Here is a 19,233-nt window from a genome sequence, read left to right on the forward strand (position 1 = left end):
ATTATTTCACATCGTATCCAAGAAACGCCTCACGCACCCGGTTCCAGAACGGGAAGGGCCGGTACCTGGCGAAGCTGACCTTATGTCCCGCAACACTGCAGCGGATGGATCGGATATCGTTTCTTGTAATGTTTAAATGATCGAACGATAGCTGCAGCCGCTGATCCTTGCGCGAAATAATATCGCAATGATGATGCTGCGGCAGAACGACGGAAGAGCCAAGCGTGCGGTATACCCGATTGTTGATTGAGGCGATTTCCGCTATTTGCAGCGATTCTATGGAAGGATGGATAACGGCTCCACCCAGGCTTTTGTTATAAGCGGTACTGCCCGATGGAGTGGAAACGACGATGCCATCGCCCCGGAACATTTCAAAGAGCTCGTCATTGATATCGATTTGGGCAACCAAAGTATTGTCCACGCCTTTAAGGGTGAATTCATTCAGCGCATAATGTGTTGAAATACCTTCGGTCGTGTCCAGTTCAATCTGCGCGATGGGATACCGTACGATCTTCGGTTCATCTTCGGCCATCATGCGAACCAGTTCGTCGAGCTCATCAGCCTTCCAATCGGCAAAAAAACCGAGATGACCCGTATGAACGCCGATAAATGCGACGCTGGCGACCCGGTCGGAATAGGAATGAAAGGCCTGAAGCAGCGTTCCGTCACCGCCGATGGAAATGACGATATCCGGTTTTTCCTCATTCCGCGTAAATCCTTTTTCCGCTGCCTTGATGTGAAAATGCTGTGCCAGCTCCTGGGACAGTTTATCGCCTCGATCGACCACTGCGTAGTTCAAAGAAACAAGCTCCTTCCAAAACGGTAGATAGTTCGATCATATCGGAAAACGCCCTTGAATACAATGTCAACCGATGGGACCCAGGCTGTTCCAGAGCAGATAAACAAGCGCCATGGCAAGGATGCCGTGAACCAAGCGAGCGATCAGAAACGGGATATACCGAAGATTCGTCCGGCTGAGCAGACTGGCAACCTGCGCATGTACGGATAATCCGCCCCAGGAAAGAATGAATGCCGCAATCGCAGCCTGATGGACAAGTGAGGTTCCTGCTGCGGAGCCTGAGGCTTGCGCCCCAAGGGTCACTTCGAACAATCCGTTAATCACGGCATTGGCAAGGGACAGCGGCAGGCCGAACAGATTCATGATTCCGCCGAGTATATGTGTGAGCACGCCGATCGCTCCTCCGCTTGTCAGCAGCTCCATAATAACGGAGAAGACGACCACAAGTCCGCCGACGACGATCATCAGCCTCAGGGCTGCTTGTACCGCATCCTGAAGCAGCCTGCCAATGGGCCTTCCGTCCAGCAGCCGTGCCTCGTGCATGGCCTTAACCGCCTCGACAAGGCGTGACTTGCGCCTCCCTGCGGGGGGAGCGGCTTGCGTATGTGCCGATGATTCATATTTTCGGTCATGGAAGCGCATCATAAGACCTATGAGCAATCCGCCGCCATAGTGGGAAACTGCAAGCAGCGGGGCGAGAGCCACATTATGAAAGAAACCGACCGATACTGCGCCAATCAAAAAAATCGGGTCCGAGGTAGTGGTGAAGGCTACAAGCCGCTCCCCTTCAGCGCGGTTGACAAGGCGCTGTTCCCACAGCTGGGCAGTCAATCTGGCCCCGACAGGATAACCGGAGGCGTAGCCCATTGTCACGACGAAGCCGCCGATGCCCGGCAGCCGGAACAACGGACGCATTAAGGGATCCAGCAGCTTGCCGAAGAAATGGACGATTCCGAAACCCAGAAGCAGCTCGGATATAACAAAGAAGGGGAAAAGCGCCGGAAACAGCACCTGCCACCAGATGGAAAGTCCGCGAATGGAGGCTTCCAGCGAAGCGGCGGGAAAAACGGCAAGAAGCAAAATAAAAAGCATGGCGGACCAGGCCGGGATAACAGCCGGGCGGATCAAATACCGGACAATATGCACAAAGTCCCCCTCCAATCGATCTAATAAAAGGCCTACTAATCGATATATGAACGGAATGGGACAATCATCACAATTGTGGGTAATATATATATAAAGTCGGATACTTTGTTGACAGTTTTCTGTAAAAATAAATTAAAGAAAACGCTTGCAATTCAGGTATTATTTTCGACATGTTTATGGTACACTAGAAGTATATCGAACGCTTGGGGTGATGACTTTATGAGTTTTATTGCCGGCATCCTCGTGTGCGCATTCGTTTACGTAATCCGTGAGTCATTGATGGCTCCCGGTGAAGAGGATTATGAGAGCTGACCTTCGTTGCTTATTTGTACTATCCAATGACCGAATGCCCTCCTTTAGAAGGGCATTTTTTTTGTTTGACCACCTAAGACTTAAGGCGTAAAAAAATAACTTGTCAACTATTACCAAAGACCTACAAAATGGAGATGTATATGACGATGAATAACTATAGAACTATTTATGACGCTGTTGGCGGATTTGAAGGCATAACCCGAATTGTCGAGGCCTTTTATCCTAGAGTGCAAAAGCATCCCTTATTGGCCCCGCTTTTCCCGGAGGACATTTTTCCCGTTATGGAGAAGCAAGCATTGTTTTTATCCCAATTTTTTGGCGGACCGGCGCTTTATTCCGATCAATACGGCCATCCCATGATGCGTGCAAGGCATATGCCGTTTCCAATTACGCCGGAACGCGCCAAAGCATGGCTGTCCTGCATGCGCGGAGCGCTGGAAGAGAACGGCCTGCCGGCAGAGCTTCAGGAAATCGTACTTGAGCGGCTGTCCGGCCCTGCCCATCATTTTGTGAACACGAATGAGACGAACGAACAGGAGACGTGATTGCATGGAGCCGCTCTATTTAACCTCGGTCACTTGCATTTGTTGTGAGGCGGAGTATCAGAGCTCGCGCGTTAGACCAAGCTTCAAGAAGGCTTCATCGCGTGACAGCGATTTTTGTGCGCATTTCAAGAGTGAAATCAATCCTGATTATTATGTGGTTCGGGTATGTCCCAAATGCGGCTTCGCCTCCACTGAGAATAGCGCTGAACAGCTGAGCGATGCACAGAAGAAGCTTTATTACGACAGGATTGGAATGCATTGGGTGGTGCGTGACTACGGCGGGAGCCGGACTCAGGACCAGGCACTCGAATGCTACAAGTTCGCTTTGATATGCGCCCAGGTGATTGGTGATAAGGAACGCGTTATCGCAGGCATCCTGCATCATATCGCATGGATTTACCGGTATAAGGAGCAGACGGAGCAGGAGCTTCGCTTTCTGCGGTTTGCACTCGGTGCTTATGTCCGCGTCTATGAGACGGAAGGCGTCGATTTGAACAATGCGAAGCTGATGTTTCTGATCGGCGAGCTGCACCGGAGATTAGGTGACCCAATCGACGCTGTGCGCTGGTTCTCTCGCGTGGTGAACGACAAAAAAATTACGGACGGTTCGATGATCCGCGCCTCCCGCGAGCAATGGCAGCTGCTGCGCTTGGAGAATGCCGGAAATACGGATTTTATTGATGGTGTGCAGGCCAAGATTAACGCATAAGAAATGGGTCTCTGAAGGAATATGCAAAAGAAGCCGTCCGGTTATGGGCGGCTTCTTTGTCATGGAGTGAAAATGGTATGAAAGAACAGGTCTGAGACAAGTCACCTAAGCTTGGTATCCGTTAGCAAATAGTCCTGATCCGCATCAATGACCGTTACACGGCTGTTGCAGCAGGGAAAAACAAGCAGACGCTTCTTGCCGCTTCGAACATCAGCCAGCTCCCTGGGCCTCATCGGCAGCAGCACGTTATCCCTGCCGCAGAACGGACAGGACGGCACGTAAAGGTCTTTCATGAGAATGTCATAAGGCCAGGTGCGCTCGAAGGGAATCACGAATCGGAGGCTCCTTTGCCGGATTCATCAGATCCGGGATTCTCGGGAGCAGGACTTGCCTTGGCAAGCTCAGCCAGCTTTTGCAATAAAATATGTTTGGGCATATGCATCAGATGCTCAAGCGGAACATTCAACTCTTTGGACAGTTTGATGGCCGTTTCGGCCGAGAGCTGTAACGGTTTGGACATGCAATCAACTCCTCGTATGGCGGCCGGCGCCGGGCAAATCCCGTCTCGCCGCGCGAAAACTCAAGCTAAATAACGAAATATTGGCAATAGGGGTCAAGCTTTCGTTATAATTCAGTTATACACCGATGACGTGGAAATCGCAACGCGAGAGCAAAAGATAGGGCAATTATCAGTTTGGAGGAGGAATGCGGCAATGGAGCAAGTGTATCCACAAAGTTGGAATCTGGACGTTCTGTACGAAGGAGGCTCAAAGTCGGAGGATTTCGCAGCGGAATTAAAAGGCATCGGGTCGGATATCGATGCGTTGGCTGCAGGGCTGCAATCGTCTGCAGCCAGGGGACAGGGCGAGCCTGCATCGACTGCTTCCCTGGGGCAGCTTTCGGATTGGACGCAGCGCATTCAGTCCATCCTGCTCAGGCTCCGCCAGTCGGAATCTTTCGTCTCCTGCCTGATGGCGCAGCAGGTGAAGGACACGGCGGCAAGCGGACTTAGCGACCGGGTGAAAACACTGGCCTCCAAATTCAATGCAGCGCTCACCAATTATGACGAGCAGCTGCGATTGACAGATGAGACCGAGTGGCAGAGCTGGTTGAAACAAGAGGATATAAGCCCGCTTGCCTTTACCTTGAATGAGCGCCGCAGCGCGGCAAAAGAGAAGCTTCCGCCGAGTCTGGAGGCGCTGGCCGGAGAGCTTGCGGTTGACGGTTATCACGGGTGGGGCGATTTCTACAACACGATCGTATCCCGCGCGCGGTTTGAAGCCGTGGAGAAGGATGGAACAGTGAAATCCCTCTCGGCAGGACAAATGCACAACCGTCTCTCCAGCGGGGACAGAGCGATACGCGAGGCTTCCTTCGCCGAATGGGAACGAGTATGGGGAGAACAGGCTGAGCTGAGCGCGGAGACGCTTAACCGGATCGCCGGATTCCGGCTCAAGCTGTATGGCAGACGTGGCTGGGATTCGGTGCTTAAGGAGCCCTTGTCCATGAACCGGATGAGCGAGAAGACGCTGGACGCCATGTGGGCAGCCGTTAATGAAGGCAAGCCTGAGCTTGTCCGCTACCTGGAGCGCAAAGCGGAGCTGCTTGGCGTCGCGAAGCTCGACTGGCATGATGTAGACGCGCCGATTGGATCCGCCACACGGACGGTTCCCTACGATGAAGGAGCGGCGTTCATTCTGGAGCAGTTCCGCGCGTTCAGTCCGGATTTGTCCGATTTCTCGGAGATGGCCTTCCGTGACGGCTGGATCGAAGCGGAGGATCGTCCTGGCAAGCGGCCCGGCGGTTTCTGTACAGCCTTTCCGAAAAGCGAACAGACCCGGATCTTTATGACCTATTCCGGCACGGCATCCAATATTTCCACGCTTGCCCATGAGCTGGGCCATGCCTATCACCAGCATGTGATGAATGATATGCCTCCCTTTGCCCAGGAATATGCTATGAATGTGGCGGAGACAGCATCCACCTTTGCCGAGCTGATCGTGTCCGATTCGGCCATGCAGGCGGCGGAGGATCCCGAAGAGAAGCTGGCTCTGCTCGAGGATAAGCTTCAACGGTCGACGGCATTTTTTATGAATATTCATGCCCGCTTTCTCTTCGAGACCCGTTTTTACCAGATGCGCAAAGAGGGAATGGTTGATCACGAGCAGCTCTGCAAACTGATGGAGGAAGCGCAGCGCGAAGCCTACAGCGGCATTCTCGGCGAGGCTCATCCGCATTTCTGGGCATCCAAGCTGCACTTTTATTTGACGGATGTACCTTTTTACAATTTCCCTTATACCTTCGGTTATCTGTTCAGCAGCGGTATTTATGCGCAGGCCAGGCAGGAGGGACCTGCATTTGCTGGACGTTATGTGGCATTGCTTAGGGATACGGGCCTGATGTCGGTGGAGGAGCTTGCGCAGAAGCATTTGGGCGTACGCCTCGATGAGCCGGAATTCTGGCGAGCGGCGGTTGCCCTGACCACAGAGGATGTACGAACCTTTTTGGAATTGACCGAAGATTTAAAGAATAAATAGGCTGTTTTCCTGCGGCTGTGGATGTATTCTCTCCCGATGAATGAATATTGGCGGATTATGGAAAGACTTATAAAGATGTGGCGGTACGGCATACACTGCTGCGCCGCCGAGCCGATACTCAAAGGAGATAAGCCGCATGGAACGCACATTTGTTATGGTTAAGCCGGATGGGGTAAGGCGGGGATTAGTCGGTCCGATCCTTACACGTTTTGAGCAAAAGGGCTTTAAGCTCCAGGATCTGAAGCTGATGATGATTGATCGCGAGCTGGCGGAGCAGCATTACGGGGAGCACCGCGAGAGACCCTTTTTCGGAGAGCTGGTCAGCTTTCTGACGTCGGGTAAGGTGTGTGCGATGGTGTGGGAAGGGCCGAATGCCATAGCTGGCGCCCGTCTTCTCATCGGCCAGACCAATCCGGCAAACGCCGCGCCAGGAACGATACGAGGGGATTTTGCGCTTGAGGTTTCGGAAAATATTATTCATGGCTCGGACTCCGCTGAAAGTGCCGGCCGGGAAATCGCTTTGTTTTTCGGAGACGCAGAGGAGCCTGATATCCCAAGATTTAATGTTGATGAGATTGATAGCTATCCGGTGGAAGGCACGGTTCACTAGGTTGGTGAAGCTTCCATAATCCGAACCCCGGGTCAAATTCATCTTGTTAATTTGGGGGTTGACGATATGCAGGATGTCGTGGTAAATTGTGGTCATTCATAGTTGAGCGATACGGAAGCACCGTAATTGCGCAGTTTATCTGCGTTGTTATGGTGCTTTTTTGTGTTTTTCAGACTCTTTATCAGGCAAAGCAGGGAGGGGAGACACAGCGTGAACAAACGAAGTTTGATCGTTGCTGTCAAGGAATCGGGCTATATCGAGCGCTTAGCCGAATATATCCGTCATTCCCCGTTCGGAGAGGAATGGCAGCTGACAGCTTTTACAAATCCGGCTGCTCTGCGGCATTTTATTCGCGGGGGTTATGCTGTGGATCTGATTGCAGCCCAGCCATCCATTCTTGAAGAGATGGGCGAGCCGCCAATTGGCGTACCGGTTGCAGCGCTTATCGACCAAAGAGGGCAATATCCGCAAGGCACGGAGGTGCTGCAATACCAGCCTCTGCCGCAGCTGCTGCAGGCTATGTCCGCTGTTCATGCCGCAGCAGGCATGCATACGGGAGTTCGGAAGGGGGGAGCGAATGCGCCTGTGATTGCCGTCTATTCGGCGGCCGGAGGAGTGGGCAAGACGACACTTGCGATTCAGCTTGCCCAGCAGGCGGGAGTCCGTGGTGCACGTGTTTTTTATTTGAATCTGGAACAGTGGAATGCGACGTCGCTGTGGCTGGGAGATGACGGTCCGGAGGATTTCTCACAAATGCTTTACACCCTGCAGGCCCAACCGGAGCAATCGTCTCTTCGATTATCGGAGCTGCGCAAACGCCATCCTACGCTCCAGATGGATTATTTTGCACCGGGCGGAAACGCCGGGGAGCTCCTGTCGCTAAACGGGGATCAGACAAGGCTGTTAATCAATACAATCGCCGGTTCCCGGCAATACGATCTGGTCATCGTTGATTTGGACAGCAGATTGGAAGAGCTTCATCATGCGGTGCTTCAGGCTGCAAATCATACCTTGTGGCTGGTAACCGGGGACGCGGGAGTGCTCCGCAAAACACAGCTTGCCCTGTGCTACGGCGAGCAGAAATGGAGAGATGAATTTTTGGCTTACAGGCGAAAGTTTAAATTTGTTAACGCCCGTTTCTGGAATAATGATTCCATCTGCGAGGAGGCATTGAAGCTCCGTCTGGAGGGGGCGCTGCCTTTTGTGACGGAATGGATGAACGAGCATAAGGGGGCGGATGGCAGCAGCTCACCCCTGTACCGGGGCGCTGTTGAAGCGCTGCTGGTCCGACTGGCTATTTTGGAAAGGGGAGGGGAAGATGCAAGAGGAAATCGTACTGCAGCTAAAAGCTAAGATACGCGGCCAGCTTGACATGGATAATGCGATATCCGATGCGGATTTCATGGGAGTGATTGAACGGACAGTTTTTCAATGGTCCCGCGAGCATCCCTTGACTGCAAGCGAGAAGGTGCAGCTGGTCCGCCGTCTGTTCCACGCATTCCGGGGGCTTGATCTGCTTCAGCCGCTGATGGATGACCCGACGGTAACGGAGATTATGATCAACAGCCATGAGGAGATGTTCATAGAGCGTGCGGGCAAGCTGACGCGGCTTCCGCAGTCCTTCGAAAGCCGCGAGCGTCTGGAGGATCTGATTCAGGCTGTAGTGGCCGGAGTCAACCGTGTCGTTAATGAGTCTTCTCCCATTGTTGATGCCAGATTGAAGGATGGGTCGCGTGTCCACATTGTGCTTCCGCCTGTTGCCTTGAAGGGGCCGACGATGACGATCCGCAAATTCCCGGAGAAGCCGCTTCACATGAATGATTTGATTGCGCTCGGGGCGCTCACGGAAGAAGCTGCGGCTATGCTGCGCAAGCTCGTCGCCGCCAAATACAATATTTTTATCAGCGGGGGAACGGGATCGGGCAAAACCACCTTCCTTAACGCCTTGTCCCAGTTTATTCCGGCTGATGAGCGAATCGTTACAATCGAGGATTCAGCAGAACTCCAAATTGCCTCGATACCCAATCTGGTCTCGCTGGAGACTCGCAATGCCAATACCGAGGGCAAAGGCGAGATCAGCATGCGTGAGCTGATCAAGGCATCGCTGAGGATGCGGCCCAACCGCATCATTATCGGCGAGGTCCGCGGCGGGGAATCCATCGATATGCTGCAGGCGATGAATACCGGACATGATGGGAGCTTATCAACCGGGCATTCCAACAGCGCCCGCGACATGATGGCCAGACTGGAGACGATGGTGCTCAGTGGTGCCGATCTGCCTATTACGGTTATCCGTCAGCAGATCGGCTCGGCCATCGACATTATTGTCCATTTGTCCCGCCTGCGCGACCGTACGCGCCGCGTGACGGAGATCTGTGAAATTACCGGCGTTCAGGATGGGGAAGTGTCGCTTCAGTCGCTTTACCGTTTCGAGGAGGAGGGGGAGACAGCCGGACGGGTAATCGGCACCTTGAAGCCTACCGGCAATCGGCTGAAGCGAAGATGGAAGCTCCAGATGGCAGGTCTAGAGGATGCAATCAGGGAGGAGGTGGGATGAAGCGGAAAATCAGGAAGAACAATGAGGGCTGGTTGGAATGGCTTGGCTGGCCTCTGGATGCTGACTCGGTCCGTAAGATTCAGAGCATTAACGGTTTGCCGGATTATTCGGTATACCATCTGAGCAGACGCCAGTTCATCCTCGCCGCGGCTGTCGGATGGGCATTAATGTTTGCCGCGGCCTATCTTTTCTACCGCTCTGTAATTGTCGCGCTTATTCTATCTTTGGCCGGCTTGATCGCTCCACGGATGAACCGCAAGAGCCTCCTGGTCAGGAGAAGAGTGAGATTAACTCTTCAGTTCAAAGAGGCGTTGTATTCCGTTACCTCCTCACTTGCTGCAGGGCGCTCCGTGGAGAACGCATTTGTTACTGCTCTGGATGACCTGAAACTGCTCTACCCGGATCCAGATACCGAGGTGTTGGTCGAATTTGAAATTATCCGAACCCGCATGGCCTATGGGGAGCCTCTTGAGCATGCACTGGAAGATTTGAGTCAGAGGGCTGGAATCGATGATATCGCCCAGTTTGTTGATGTGTTCGCAACCTGCAAGCGTTCAGGCGGAGATTTGGTTGAAGTGATCCGCAGGACATCGCAAACCATTGGAGAGAAGCTGGATATTCAACAGGATATTACGGTTATGCTTGCACAGAAACGTTATGAATCCCGGATTATGATGGCTGTTCCATTCGTATTCCTGGCATTCCTTGGATTCAGTGCTCCCGACTATATGGAACCTCTGTATGGAGGAATCGGCTATGTGCTGCTGACGGTTTCTCTTCTGTTATTGCTTCTGTGCTACTGGATTATGACTAAAATTATGGATATCCGGATGTAAAGAGAAAGGCGGGAAAAACATGAGCCTGCTGCTTGGAGCGGCTTTGACCTTCGTGTGGGCCTGGGCCTTCATTATGGCGGGGAAAAAAGACAAGCATTACGCGGCCTCATTGACCGGCCAATCGTCGCTGGATACACAGAATAATCGAAAAATAGTGATCAAGCCGTTTTATTTTCTGCTGGACAGCTCTGGTGTTTGGGATCGCATACAGACGCTGCTGGCAGGTTTGCATGGAAAACTGCTTATTCTGGGCGGAACAAGCTGGACAATCGAGTCGACAAGGCTTTTTGTTGCTTTTTCAGTGGGAATCGGCTACCTGGCCATTGTCGCCAGCTGCTGGCTCAGCTTGCTCAGCGGGGAGAACACCCTTCTGCTTGTCGGGGGTTTGCTTGGCGTCGGGATTCCGGTAGCCAGATGGAGGGACACGGGGAAGAAAGTTGAGCGGCGCAAGCAGGAGATCCTGCTGATGCTTCCTGAAGTGCTGAGCAAGCTCATGCTGTTGCTGGGAGCGGGAGAAACGGTTCAGCGGGCGCTTCTGCGATGCACCCTGCGGAAGGATGGCAAGCAGTCAAGCGTGTTGCTCGAAGAGCTTCGCCGGGCCAATGAAGGCATCCGCAATGGCGAATCCTTCGCAGCCGCGATGGAAGCCTTCAGCAGACGCTGCGCGGTGCAGGAGGTATCGTTGTTCACCACAACGCTGCTGCTCAACTACCGCCGCGGTGGAGACAAGCTTTCTCTATCGCTCAAGGAGCTGTCATATACCTTATGGGACAAGCGCAAGGCCGTTGCCAGATCCATGGGCGAAGAGGCATCCTCGAAGCTGGTTTTTCCTCTTGTAGGAATATTCCTTATTCTAATGGTGCTCGTTGCCTCTCCGGCTATTATGCTGATGGGCGGCTAGAGTCTGCCGATACAGCACTTGCGTTCAATGACTGGCAAATACATAAATTCATTATGAGTGCGGATATCCGCAGCGACAAAAAGGAGAGTTTGAATATGGAAAAACAAATGAACGGTCTTGGTAAATTTTGGAGTGACGATGACGGCATCGGCACACTGGAAATCGTGCTTATTATTGCTGTAATTATTATTCTGGCGCTTTTATTCAAGGATTGGATTATCGGCTTGCTGCAGAATCTCATGGGCGAAGCGGATAACAAAGCCAACGAAATTTTTAATGAATAGCCGGCTTCAGCGTTGGCTTAAAGGGGAGGAGGGGAGTTTCACTTTGGAGTCATCCATGGTGCTTCCGGCTATCTTTTTCGCTCTCCTCATTCTTATAATGCTGAGCATGTATATGTACCAGAAGGTCGTTCTTTATGATGCCGCCTCGGTCTCTGCGGAGCGGGCCGCATTCCGTTGGGATAACAGCTACCGTGACCCGTTGAGCGGCATGGGGCAGACAGGTCATTATGATGGTCTCTATTGGCGGATGTCCGATAATGGCGCTCTGCAATCGCTCTTCGGTTTTGGCGGGAGCAGCGAGAGTGGTGAATATGTTGTGGCTATAGGTGGCGACGTCGTCAGCGGTCAGGATGAAAGTATAGATGAGACTCCCTCCGCACTTCCGGCAGCTAAAATGGGCAAGATCGCACAGAGGATTCCGCAGCCCTTCGAGGGCGAAATGAGCTACTCCTACGGACTGCTCCAGAAACGAATCGGAGTCAAGCTGAGGCAGCCTTTGTCCATTGGGCCTCTGGAAACTATGCTGGGGCATTCCGAGCCCAGAGCCGTCAGCGAAGCTGCTGTTGTTGATCCTGTAGAGCTGATTCGGAACATCGATCTGGTGAGGTATTATACAGCAAAATTCGGAAATGCGCCTGACGCCGATTCCAAGCGAAAGCAAGCCTCGAAGGTGCTTGAGAAACGTTCCCTGATGAAAAAGTAGAAGGGAGCCGATTTGGAAAAAGGCTGCGAATGGAGGGGATGATCGTCAGAGGATATAAGCATTATGATCAGCAAGGCGAGCGCCGGAGAGGATTTATAAATAGCGAGGATGGTGCAGTTTCGATTTATCTTATCGTTGCCACTACAGGTATTCTGCTGCTGACATCACTGCTTATTGATTATGCGCGGATCGCCGCGTTTCAGAAGCAGTTGGAGGTTGCGGCACAATCCGGCGTCCGCTCTGCGCTGTCCGCATATGATGGCCCGTTGTATGAGAAGTATGGCTTGTTTGGCGCCGGCGGAACGGACCGGAATGAAATATTCCAGCATGTCACGCAGAACAACTGGATGGGTGATCATAATGCTTTTCAAATGCTGCGTATACAATCAGAGAACTCACATGTGAACAGCTATGAGGTTCTTGGTACGCATGAGGTTTTTAAGCGGCAGGTGATGGAAGAGATGAAATATAAAGCGCCAATTGATTTTACACTTGAAGTGGTCTCCAAATTCGCTCCTTTGGCTGGGGCGATGAAGGAAGCTGCGGCTTCCGTTGAGGTGCTCGAAGAAGTCCGCAAGCTGTATGACGAGCGAGAAAAGCACCTGCGGGAAGCATTGGAGCTGCAGCGAAAATCGGCCCAATCTGCGGAAGAGGGGATCACTGCTTTCTTTCCGGCGGGCGGTTCGGGCTCGTCAGGGGGAACGGCTGCAAATATTATATCCGGTTATAGCTCATATCTCGGCTGGATTGCCCATGATTCTGCACTCCCTGAAGGGGAGAGACCCATGTATGCTATGGAAATAAGCTCTTATGCTTATTCGGCGAGAACTGCCTCCAATGAATTATTAGAAGCAAGCCATAAAGCGTTGGCGCGGCATCGGGAGCTTGAGCTGAAAGCTTCGCAGGAATTGGAGGAAGCCCGGCGCTGCAATAATGAGATGAGGACGGTTATTCAACAGCTGCAGGAAAATCAGGACAGCAGCGGTTATGACCGGATAGGCGGCGAGCAAACGGATGATCAGCCGGCGTCTGATGCTTCGGCGAATATTTCGCAGCTGCAGCAGGCCAGACAGAGTTCCGAGGATATGCTTCTCTCCGATGATTGGTTTACTGCATACAAGAGGGAATTATCCGCACAGACGGCGGGTTTTGCTGCATTTGATGACGGGACAGCGGAATTTCAAAGCGCTATATCGATGGCTCTCTCAAACCCAGGTTCAAGCTCATTAATGTCTGCCAGCGCGGGTGGACTGCAAAATGAATTCAATCATTATGCGGCCAACTATATTAGGCCGGCTGCAATTATCAGCGCCAGGGCCAATGAGATGAATGGGCGCCAGTCATCAGACGAACAGCGGAAGCAGAAGGAAGAACAGGCCAAATCCAAGTGGAGCGAGGTTCGCGGCTGGATGAGTGGGATGAGCGCTTCCGCAAATTCGGAAAATCAGAAAGCTTTCGAAGAAGTCAAACAGCGTTTCGAAGCCAATCTTCAATTTAATGAGCTGGCTGGGGACAATGAGCTGCCGGAGGCTGAACAGCTTGATCCTAATGATGCTGCAGCATCCTCCATGGATGGCATGGGTTCGATATTCTCGGGGATGGCCGACATGCTGACAGGCATTCGCGATCCCTTGTATATGAACGAATATATCGTTCACCGCTTCCATGCTTATGATCCGAAGCATTTTGAGTCTATTATGACAAGCGGAGGCGGAAGCGAATTTGCAGATTCCCTGAGCCTGGGCAATCAGGAGGTGGAATATATATTGTATGGGTTTCACGATCCTGCTGCCAATATTGCCGCTGCATACGGTGAAATATTTGCTTTTCGGCTTGCAATCCGGACCATGGAGGGCCTGGTCGAAAGCAGAGGTTTGGGGCATCCCCTGCTTGTGCTTGCCGGGGCTTTACTTTATGGCTTGGAGAAATCCATCGGGGATATGATGATGCTGGCCAAGGAAGGGAAGACCCCCTTGTCCAAATATGTTTCCACGGATTTAACCTATCCTGATTATTTGCGGGTATTTCTGCTGCTGCATGGGAGCAGTGACAAGCGGACAGCGCGGACGATCGCAGTTATCGAGCAGAATACAGGAATGACGCTGTCCGGAACCTCAACGGGCGTATCCGGTGAGCTGACCGCTTCGGTTAATCTGTGGTTTTTGCCGGGGCTGCTGAAAAGCTTTACGGCATCCGGTATTTTGAATGGAAAGGTGAAGGGCAGCCGCTATGAAGCGACAAAAACGATCGGCTGGTCGTACCAGTAGACGTCAGGGCGAATCGGGAAGCATTGCGCTTGAAGCAGCGCTTATCATGCCGATTGTGCTTATGGTCATTATTTTCTTCATTTGTCTGATCCGTTTATGTTCGGTGCAGATGGCTCTTCATGGCGCGGCATCGCAGACGGTCCGGCAGGCAGCTGCCAATATCCGTCCGGTTGAGCTTGCTTCCCATTATCTCTCGGAGCAACTGCCTTCATCCGAACCTTCTTCACCGTCTTCATTGCAGCCGCCTCTTCCAGGTATACCCCTTGTTGCTGAAAAGCTGGAGGGCTGGCTTCCTGCCCCTGCCGGTTTGTTGATGACGGCGATGTTGACGGGAGATTGGAAGCCTGTGCAGGATGCCGCAACGACCGAACTGGCCCGTGCAGTAATAGAACCGATGCTGCGGCAGGAGGCGGATCAGTCGATTCTTGAGCCGGACCAGCTTAAGCTGAGCCTCCTTTCACTTCCGGATCTGGAAGATCGCGCCGAACCTTATCTTCGGATCGAAGCGGAATATACATTCAAGCTCGGTTTTCCATTCACCCAAAAAACGATTGTTCTTAAGGATCAGGCTGAGGAGCGTGTATGGGTCAGCGATGCTATTCAGGCTCCGCGTGGAGATGCAGAGGGTGGGGAGACAGCAGAGGCTCTGATCCAGATTGTGTCCATTGAACCTGATCCTCTCAGACCAGGGCGTCAGGCGAGTCTGGTCGTTCAGACAGATCCCGGTCGGACACTTGATCTGGTTATCGATTATAAGAGCGGGCGGAGCCAAGCGAAGCATTTGGGGGCAGCCACGGCAGATGGTGAAGGTAAAGTGGTCTGGCAGTGGCTGGTTTCGGGCAATACAACGCCTGGCGTATGGGAGCTGACGGTTACGGCTGATGATGGTACGAAGGTTACCAGACATTTTGTGGTACAGAAGAGAACGGGGTAACCATTCCCCTACAGAGGGGGGATTGCCGTTATGGAATCATGGATTTCCGGCGCTGCCGCTGCGCTGCTGCTGTTAGCAGCCTTCATTAGCGACATCAGGGCAATGCGAATTCCGAATGTGCTTACGGCATCTTTTTTTGTCGCTGGCTGCTGCTATCATCTGTTCGCCGGCGGCATCAATGGCGGTTGCCATTCGCTGCTGGGTGCTTTGGCGGGTTTCCTGCCGCTGCTCGCAATTTATGCGCTCAAGGGAATTGGAGCTGGAGATGTAAAGCTGTTCGGGGCGCTTGGTGCATGGATTGGCGCTGCGGCGGTTGTTCAGGTCATGATGTACGCCATCTTATATGCTGGTGCAGCTGGTGCTGTGTTATTGTTCTTTCACAGCAAACTCGGAAGACGCATGAAAGCATGGCTGTATTCTCTGCTTGTTCCGAACGTATGGAGCAAGCGGGAGTCGTTCAAGGAATTGGCTGCGGAGGGTTTGCGTTTTCCATTTATGCTGGCGGTTGCTCCCGGGGCTTTGACCTTCTGGTTAATCATTGGTTTGTAGAGGAAGGAGGAATGCAGGATGGGATTAGAAGCTTTTCGCATCGATTTTTTGATGAATCGCGGCCACGAGATGATCGTTGACCGGGAATCGGGCATAACCCGCGAGATGTTGGATGAGATTGAAATTCATATGCTGCAGGCGCAAAAAATCCCTAAGCTGCTTGATGTGGAATGGATTGATATCGACGGGAGAGTCAGCTTTCGCTATCCGTTGAACGGAAAACGAATGCTCATGCATAAGCTGCAATCGCATACGCTAACGATGGGGGATTTCTACTTGCTGCTGCTGGCGATCGTGGAGGCAATCGATGATTGCCAGCATTATATGCTCAGGCCTGCCGGATTTATGCTGCATGAGCAGTATCTCTTTGTGGGTGAGCGTTGGCAGGATATCGGCCTCGCATATATCCCTCTGAGCGGGGAAGGGGTTCTTCCCTCGGCGGGTGAAGCTATGCTTGCGATGGCTGTGCGCTGGATCGCGCATATTGATCAACCGGATGGCATCGGGCTGCAGCGGGTATTCCAGCATTTGAAGGGTGAGTATATTTCCTGGGGAGCACTAAGACAAACCTTGCTGACCTTGGTTCAGGATCATCACCTTGGTGTCCGGGACAGAGTACCTGTACCTCCTCCTGCCGAACCAATTCAATTGAATAAGAGCAGGGTTATTCCCGGACAGCCGAACAGCCTGCTGCAGCCTGTTCTCAGTGAGCCTGGCATAACGGTGCAGGAAGAGACGAAATCGCGAAGCAGAGCTGAACCTCTGGCACCGAAGGTTGAAGCAGCTGCAGGAAAAAAAGCCGGAGACGGGAGATTTTCAGCACTTCCAGAGGGAGGAGAGCTGCCATTCTTGCAGCTTGACGATGAGGAGGCGAGGGATGAAGCGGATGCCGGCTCTTCGAGACCGAAATGGATCCTGGGCTGCCTGTTTATTCTGGCTGCCGCCTTGATATGGCGATATCTGTATATGGCTTCGCCTACACGAACCAGTCTGTTGATCAGTTTGGGACTCACTTTAATGGTGGGAGCTGGGATGCTGTTCTATAAACGGAAAGTCGGCGGTAGTGAGGATTCTGATCTTGAGGGGGAGAGCGTGGGCAAATGGTCCGACGATGAAGAGGGGTTTGTACCAGATTCATCGTTATTAAATCGTGACAGCGTTACGATGAATCATGAGCTTCCAGCCGTGATGAGCTCCTGGTCAACCCGTCTGTCAGGTCTCAAAGCGCAGGCATTCGCACAGGGTCGCCCCCCTGTTCCTTCCGGACCATCCATGGCAGTCCCGGATGGCTTTTCAGATGCACCTGCAATGAGTCATACACCCCAAGGATCTGACTATGATCGCGCAAACCAACAATCTATTAACGAGTCGGATGCCGGACGGGGAAAGGCAGCCCCATCGCCTTCGTTTACCGTTCCCTCCCAGGAAGGGTCCGGGCCCACGCAAAATATGGAGGTTCAACAGGATATAACCGTGCTGCTAGGGGGTGACGATGCCGCAGCCCAGGAGCGACAGCTGGTTGTTCCATGGCTGGAAAGAGACGCGGAGGGCAAGATGAACAAGGTGTCCATGGTGGCCGAGCGTTTTGTCATTGGCCGATCAGCCGAAGCGGCGCATTATGTGGATGCCTCATCAGGAATTTCCCGCTCGCATGTGGAACTGATGGCAGCAGGAGAAGCATGGACAGTCCAGGATGTCGGATCGAGGAATGGAAGCACGCTGAACGGAGACAGCATGATTCCATATAAAATTTACCAGCTCCAACATGGCGACATTTTACAGCTTGCAGGCGACAAAGGCCCGAAATATAAATTTCGGGCCGAATAATCCGTTATGCTATCCTATAACAAGGTTTCGACGTTAAGCTACTTATCCATTATGCACAGCGATATTCTCCATTGCGCTTTTTATGGTGGGATAATGAAATTCAAAACCATTATTCAACGCTTTGCCCGGGACAGCCCGCTGCCCCTCCAGAAGCAGCGTCGACAGCTCGCCGAACATTAATTTCATCATGAAGCCGGGGACCGGAAACCAATGCGGTTTGTGGAAAGCAGCCCCCAATGCACGGCCGAACCGGTCATTGGTTACAGGCTCGGGAGCGCTCGCGTTAATGGGACCTTTGATTTGGCTGTTATCGATGCAGAATAGAAGGAGTCGAACCATATCCTCAATATGTATCCAGGACAGCCACTGCTTTCCGGTGCCGATTTTACCTCCGGCAAACAGGCGGTAAGGCATCAGCATTTTAGGGAAAGCACCATCGTCGCTGGCGAGCACTACACCTACTCTTACCTTGACCAGACGGGAGATATTGATGCGGTCTGCTGCGGCTTCCCACTTCTGCGAAACGGCCGAGAGAAAGTCGTTTACGTTGATTGGACTCTCTTCATCGAATATTTTATCTGTTGAAGTGCCATATATCGATATACCGGATGCATTGACGACAACATCGGGCTTTTGCTGCAGAGAAGCAACCAACTTCTCGATTTGCTCAGCAGCATCGAGACGGGATTGAAGAATTCGGACCTTGGCCGATTCGGTCCATTTCTGATTTATGGATTCGCCTGCCAAATTCACAATCGCGTCAATACCCTCAAGAATCTCTGGGGATATAGCGAGATCCTCCCACGTTATCTGCTTCAATCCCGTTCGTTCATGCCGTAAGGAGCTTGTTCGGGAGATGATGGTTACTTCATCCCCGCGGTTAAGCAATGCATCGACAAGCCTGCCTCCAACAAAACCGGTCCCGCCGGTCACCGCAACCTTCATCCCATGCGCCCCCATTTTCATATGCACAATTTATGATGAGTATGGTTTGATTTATCGTCCTGTTCTGTTATCCCCTGAAGGGTGCAGTTATTTTTGCTTGATGCTTTTCAGCCAATATTGCTTGACCTTTTCTCCATCCACATCTGTATCCTTCTCGATGTATTCATAAGTAACGTTGGAATTATCGCTTAGGCTGGTGAGCTGCTTGGACACCTCATCATCCACTTGAAAGACAGTCGCCGTATCATTCATCTTGATTTCCACGGAATGGGTGTCCACTTCACCGACATACTCTCCCTCCCCCTTCAACACGGTATCCTGGGCAGGGTCTGTATTTGCGCTCCCTTCCGTTCCGTTATCAGGGGATTCGGATGAACCGGAATTCGCATTGTCCGGTGCCGGATTATTTGAACCTGAATCAGGTACAGCCGTACCGGGATCTGTCACGCTTCCATTGTTATTCGTGCTTCCACTGTTGTCCATGCCGCTATTGCTGTTTGTACTTCCATTGTTGTTCACATCTGTATTGGCCGGCAGTGAAGTGTCGCCATTGTCCTGCGTATTATTGTTTCCCCCGCTGTTGCAGCCAGCCATAACGGCAAGAGCAATTGCACAACCGATCAGCCAAAGCGTTCTCTTGTTTTTGCTTCGTTTTATTTGTGTATGGTTCATTGAAGAACACCTCCTGCTATCTTTAACGTATGTATACCCGATTAGGTTTCCTTTCAATCTGACACAGGCCTTGCTGCGGATACAGGTAAAGCCACCTGCG

At 52.2% G+C, this 19,233-nt stretch carries 20 protein-coding genes; 14 read left to right on the forward strand and 6 right to left on the reverse strand.

Going from position 1 to position 19,233, the window contains the following annotated elements; genetic code table 11:
* Nucleotide 1: 1 nt before the first annotated feature.
* Nucleotides 2-799, reverse strand: a complete 798-nt coding sequence (locus AC0YNV_RS13085) for an NAD kinase (RefSeq protein ID WP_210038179.1) — start codon at nucleotides 797-799, stop codon at nucleotides 2-4.
* 66 nt (nucleotides 800-865) lie between these two features.
* Entirely contained in the window at nucleotides 866-1,891 is a 1,026-nt protein-coding gene (gene ylbJ, locus AC0YNV_RS13090) for a sporulation integral membrane protein YlbJ (RefSeq protein WP_475768920.1), read from the reverse strand.
* Between the two features lie 512 nt (nucleotides 1,892-2,403).
* Here ylbJ and AC0YNV_RS13095 point away from each other — a divergent pair.
* Both AC0YNV_RS13095 and AC0YNV_RS13100 read left to right on the forward strand, forming a co-directional pair.
* Nucleotides 2,404-2,802, forward strand: a complete 399-nt coding sequence (locus tag AC0YNV_RS13095; RefSeq protein WP_475768502.1) for a globin domain-containing protein — start codon at nucleotides 2,404-2,406, stop codon at nucleotides 2,800-2,802.
* 4 nt (nucleotides 2,803-2,806) lie between these two features.
* Complete coding sequence (locus AC0YNV_RS13100) at nucleotides 2,807-3,511, forward strand: DUF2225 domain-containing protein (RefSeq protein ID WP_475768503.1); 705 nt, start codon at nucleotides 2,807-2,809, stop codon at nucleotides 3,509-3,511.
* A gap of 101 nt (nucleotides 3,512-3,612) precedes the next feature.
* Here AC0YNV_RS13100 and AC0YNV_RS13105 read toward each other — a convergent pair whose 3' ends face one another.
* Entirely contained in the window at nucleotides 3,613-3,843 is a 231-nt protein-coding gene (locus AC0YNV_RS13105) for a hypothetical protein (RefSeq protein WP_210038183.1), read from the reverse strand.
* The gene (locus AC0YNV_RS13110) at nucleotides 3,840-4,031 is read right to left on the reverse strand and encodes a YycC family protein (protein ID WP_210038184.1); all 192 of its coding nucleotides are present in this window, start codon (nucleotides 4,029-4,031) and stop codon (nucleotides 3,840-3,842) included. Before AC0YNV_RS13110 ends, AC0YNV_RS13105 begins: the two co-directional genes overlap by 4 nt.
* Before the next feature lie 193 nt (nucleotides 4,032-4,224).
* Between AC0YNV_RS13110 and AC0YNV_RS13115 the strand changes: the two genes are divergently transcribed.
* The 12 genes from AC0YNV_RS13115 (at nucleotide 4,225) to AC0YNV_RS13170 (ending at nucleotide 17,516) form a co-directional block, all read left to right on the forward strand.
* Entirely contained in the window at nucleotides 4,225-6,048 is a 1,824-nt protein-coding gene (locus AC0YNV_RS13115) for a M3 family oligoendopeptidase (protein WP_475768504.1), read from the forward strand.
* 136 nt (nucleotides 6,049-6,184) lie between these two features.
* Nucleotides 6,185-6,658, forward strand: a complete 474-nt coding sequence (ndk, locus tag AC0YNV_RS13120; protein WP_475768505.1) for a nucleoside-diphosphate kinase — start codon at nucleotides 6,185-6,187, stop codon at nucleotides 6,656-6,658.
* 210 nt (nucleotides 6,659-6,868) lie between these two features.
* Complete coding sequence (locus AC0YNV_RS13125; RefSeq protein ID WP_475768506.1) at nucleotides 6,869-8,011, forward strand: AAA family ATPase; 1,143 nt, start codon at nucleotides 6,869-6,871, stop codon at nucleotides 8,009-8,011.
* On the forward strand, nucleotides 7,977-9,215 hold the full coding sequence (locus AC0YNV_RS13130; protein ID WP_475768507.1) for a CpaF family protein: 1,239 nt from the start codon (nucleotides 7,977-7,979) through the stop codon (nucleotides 9,213-9,215). The genes AC0YNV_RS13125 and AC0YNV_RS13130 overlap by 35 nt, the downstream gene beginning before the upstream one ends.
* Complete coding sequence (locus AC0YNV_RS13135; protein ID WP_475768508.1) at nucleotides 9,212-10,051, forward strand: type II secretion system F family protein; 840 nt, start codon at nucleotides 9,212-9,214, stop codon at nucleotides 10,049-10,051. The genes AC0YNV_RS13130 and AC0YNV_RS13135 overlap by 4 nt, the downstream gene beginning before the upstream one ends.
* 19 nt (nucleotides 10,052-10,070) lie before the next feature.
* On the forward strand, nucleotides 10,071-10,952 hold the full coding sequence (locus AC0YNV_RS13140) for a type II secretion system F family protein (RefSeq protein WP_475768509.1): 882 nt from the start codon (nucleotides 10,071-10,073) through the stop codon (nucleotides 10,950-10,952).
* A gap of 95 nt (nucleotides 10,953-11,047) precedes the next feature.
* A complete protein-coding gene (locus AC0YNV_RS13145; RefSeq protein ID WP_475768510.1) occupies nucleotides 11,048-11,236 on the forward strand; it encodes a Flp1 family type IVb pilin in 189 nt (62 codons plus the stop codon).
* A 43-nt stretch (nucleotides 11,237-11,279) separates the two neighbouring features.
* Nucleotides 11,280-11,939, forward strand: a complete 660-nt coding sequence (locus AC0YNV_RS13150; protein WP_475768511.1) for a pilus assembly protein — start codon at nucleotides 11,280-11,282, stop codon at nucleotides 11,937-11,939.
* Between the two features lie 38 nt (nucleotides 11,940-11,977).
* Nucleotides 11,978-14,206, forward strand: a complete 2,229-nt coding sequence (locus AC0YNV_RS13155) for a hypothetical protein (protein ID WP_475768512.1) — start codon at nucleotides 11,978-11,980, stop codon at nucleotides 14,204-14,206.
* Nucleotides 14,169-15,140, forward strand: coding sequence for a TadE/TadG family type IV pilus assembly protein (locus AC0YNV_RS13160; RefSeq protein ID WP_475768513.1), 972 nt, complete (start codon nucleotides 14,169-14,171; stop codon nucleotides 15,138-15,140). The genes AC0YNV_RS13155 and AC0YNV_RS13160 overlap by 38 nt, the downstream gene beginning before the upstream one ends.
* Nucleotides 15,141-15,170: 30 nt before the next feature.
* Complete coding sequence (locus AC0YNV_RS13165) at nucleotides 15,171-15,689, forward strand: A24 family peptidase (protein WP_475768514.1); 519 nt, start codon at nucleotides 15,171-15,173, stop codon at nucleotides 15,687-15,689.
* Nucleotides 15,690-15,707: 18 nt separating this feature from the next.
* On the forward strand, nucleotides 15,708-17,516 hold the full coding sequence (locus AC0YNV_RS13170; protein ID WP_475768515.1) for a DUF6382 domain-containing protein: 1,809 nt from the start codon (nucleotides 15,708-15,710) through the stop codon (nucleotides 17,514-17,516).
* Between the two features lie 42 nt (nucleotides 17,517-17,558).
* Here AC0YNV_RS13170 and AC0YNV_RS13175 read toward each other — a convergent pair whose 3' ends face one another.
* Both AC0YNV_RS13175 and AC0YNV_RS13180 read right to left on the reverse strand, forming a co-directional pair.
* Nucleotides 17,559-18,461 (reverse strand): TIGR01777 family oxidoreductase, encoded by a 903-nt coding sequence (locus tag AC0YNV_RS13175; RefSeq protein ID WP_475768516.1) that lies wholly within the window; start codon nucleotides 18,459-18,461, stop codon nucleotides 17,559-17,561.
* 87 nt (nucleotides 18,462-18,548) lie between these two features.
* Nucleotides 18,549-19,133, reverse strand: coding sequence for a hypothetical protein (locus tag AC0YNV_RS13180; protein ID WP_475768517.1), 585 nt, complete (start codon nucleotides 19,131-19,133; stop codon nucleotides 18,549-18,551).
* Between the last annotated feature and the right edge of the window lie 100 nt (nucleotides 19,134-19,233).

It is taken from the genome of Paenibacillus sp. JT31N11, assembly GCF_056269285.1.

What these genes read in the sequence shown, in the direction of transcription:
- ylbJ (WP_475768920.1), bottom strand. Translation starts at nt 1,891, where the DNA reads ATGCTTTTTATTTTGCTTCTTGCCGTTTTTCCCGCCGCTTCGCTGGAA.
- AC0YNV_RS13095 (WP_475768502.1), top strand. Translation starts at nt 2,404, where the DNA reads ATGAATAACTATAGAACTATTTATGACGCTGTTGGCGGATTTGAAGGC.
- AC0YNV_RS13100 (WP_475768503.1), top strand. Translation starts at nt 2,807, where the DNA reads ATGGAGCCGCTCTATTTAACCTCGGTCACTTGCATTTGTTGTGAGGCG.
- AC0YNV_RS13110 (WP_210038184.1), bottom strand. Translation starts at nt 4,031, where the DNA reads ATGTCCAAACCGTTACAGCTCTCGGCCGAAACGGCCATCAAACTGTCC.
- AC0YNV_RS13115 (WP_475768504.1), top strand. Translation starts at nt 4,225, where the DNA reads ATGGAGCAAGTGTATCCACAAAGTTGGAATCTGGACGTTCTGTACGAA.
- ndk (WP_475768505.1), top strand. Translation starts at nt 6,185, where the DNA reads ATGGAACGCACATTTGTTATGGTTAAGCCGGATGGGGTAAGGCGGGGA.
- AC0YNV_RS13130 (WP_475768507.1), top strand. Translation starts at nt 7,977, where the DNA reads ATGCAAGAGGAAATCGTACTGCAGCTAAAAGCTAAGATACGCGGCCAG.
- AC0YNV_RS13135 (WP_475768508.1), top strand. Translation starts at nt 9,212, where the DNA reads ATGAAGCGGAAAATCAGGAAGAACAATGAGGGCTGGTTGGAATGGCTT.
- AC0YNV_RS13140 (WP_475768509.1), top strand. Translation starts at nt 10,071, where the DNA reads ATGAGCCTGCTGCTTGGAGCGGCTTTGACCTTCGTGTGGGCCTGGGCC.
- AC0YNV_RS13145 (WP_475768510.1), top strand. Translation starts at nt 11,048, where the DNA reads ATGGAAAAACAAATGAACGGTCTTGGTAAATTTTGGAGTGACGATGAC.
- AC0YNV_RS13155 (WP_475768512.1), top strand. Translation starts at nt 11,978, where the DNA reads ATGATCGTCAGAGGATATAAGCATTATGATCAGCAAGGCGAGCGCCGG.
- AC0YNV_RS13160 (WP_475768513.1), top strand. Translation starts at nt 14,169, where the DNA reads ATGAAGCGACAAAAACGATCGGCTGGTCGTACCAGTAGACGTCAGGGC.
- AC0YNV_RS13165 (WP_475768514.1), top strand. Translation starts at nt 15,171, where the DNA reads ATGGAATCATGGATTTCCGGCGCTGCCGCTGCGCTGCTGCTGTTAGCA.
- AC0YNV_RS13170 (WP_475768515.1), top strand. Translation starts at nt 15,708, where the DNA reads ATGGGATTAGAAGCTTTTCGCATCGATTTTTTGATGAATCGCGGCCAC.
- AC0YNV_RS13175 (WP_475768516.1), bottom strand. Translation starts at nt 18,461, where the DNA reads ATGAAGGTTGCGGTGACCGGCGGGACCGGTTTTGTTGGAGGCAGGCTT.
- AC0YNV_RS13180 (WP_475768517.1), bottom strand. Translation starts at nt 19,133, where the DNA reads ATGAACCATACACAAATAAAACGAAGCAAAAACAAGAGAACGCTTTGG.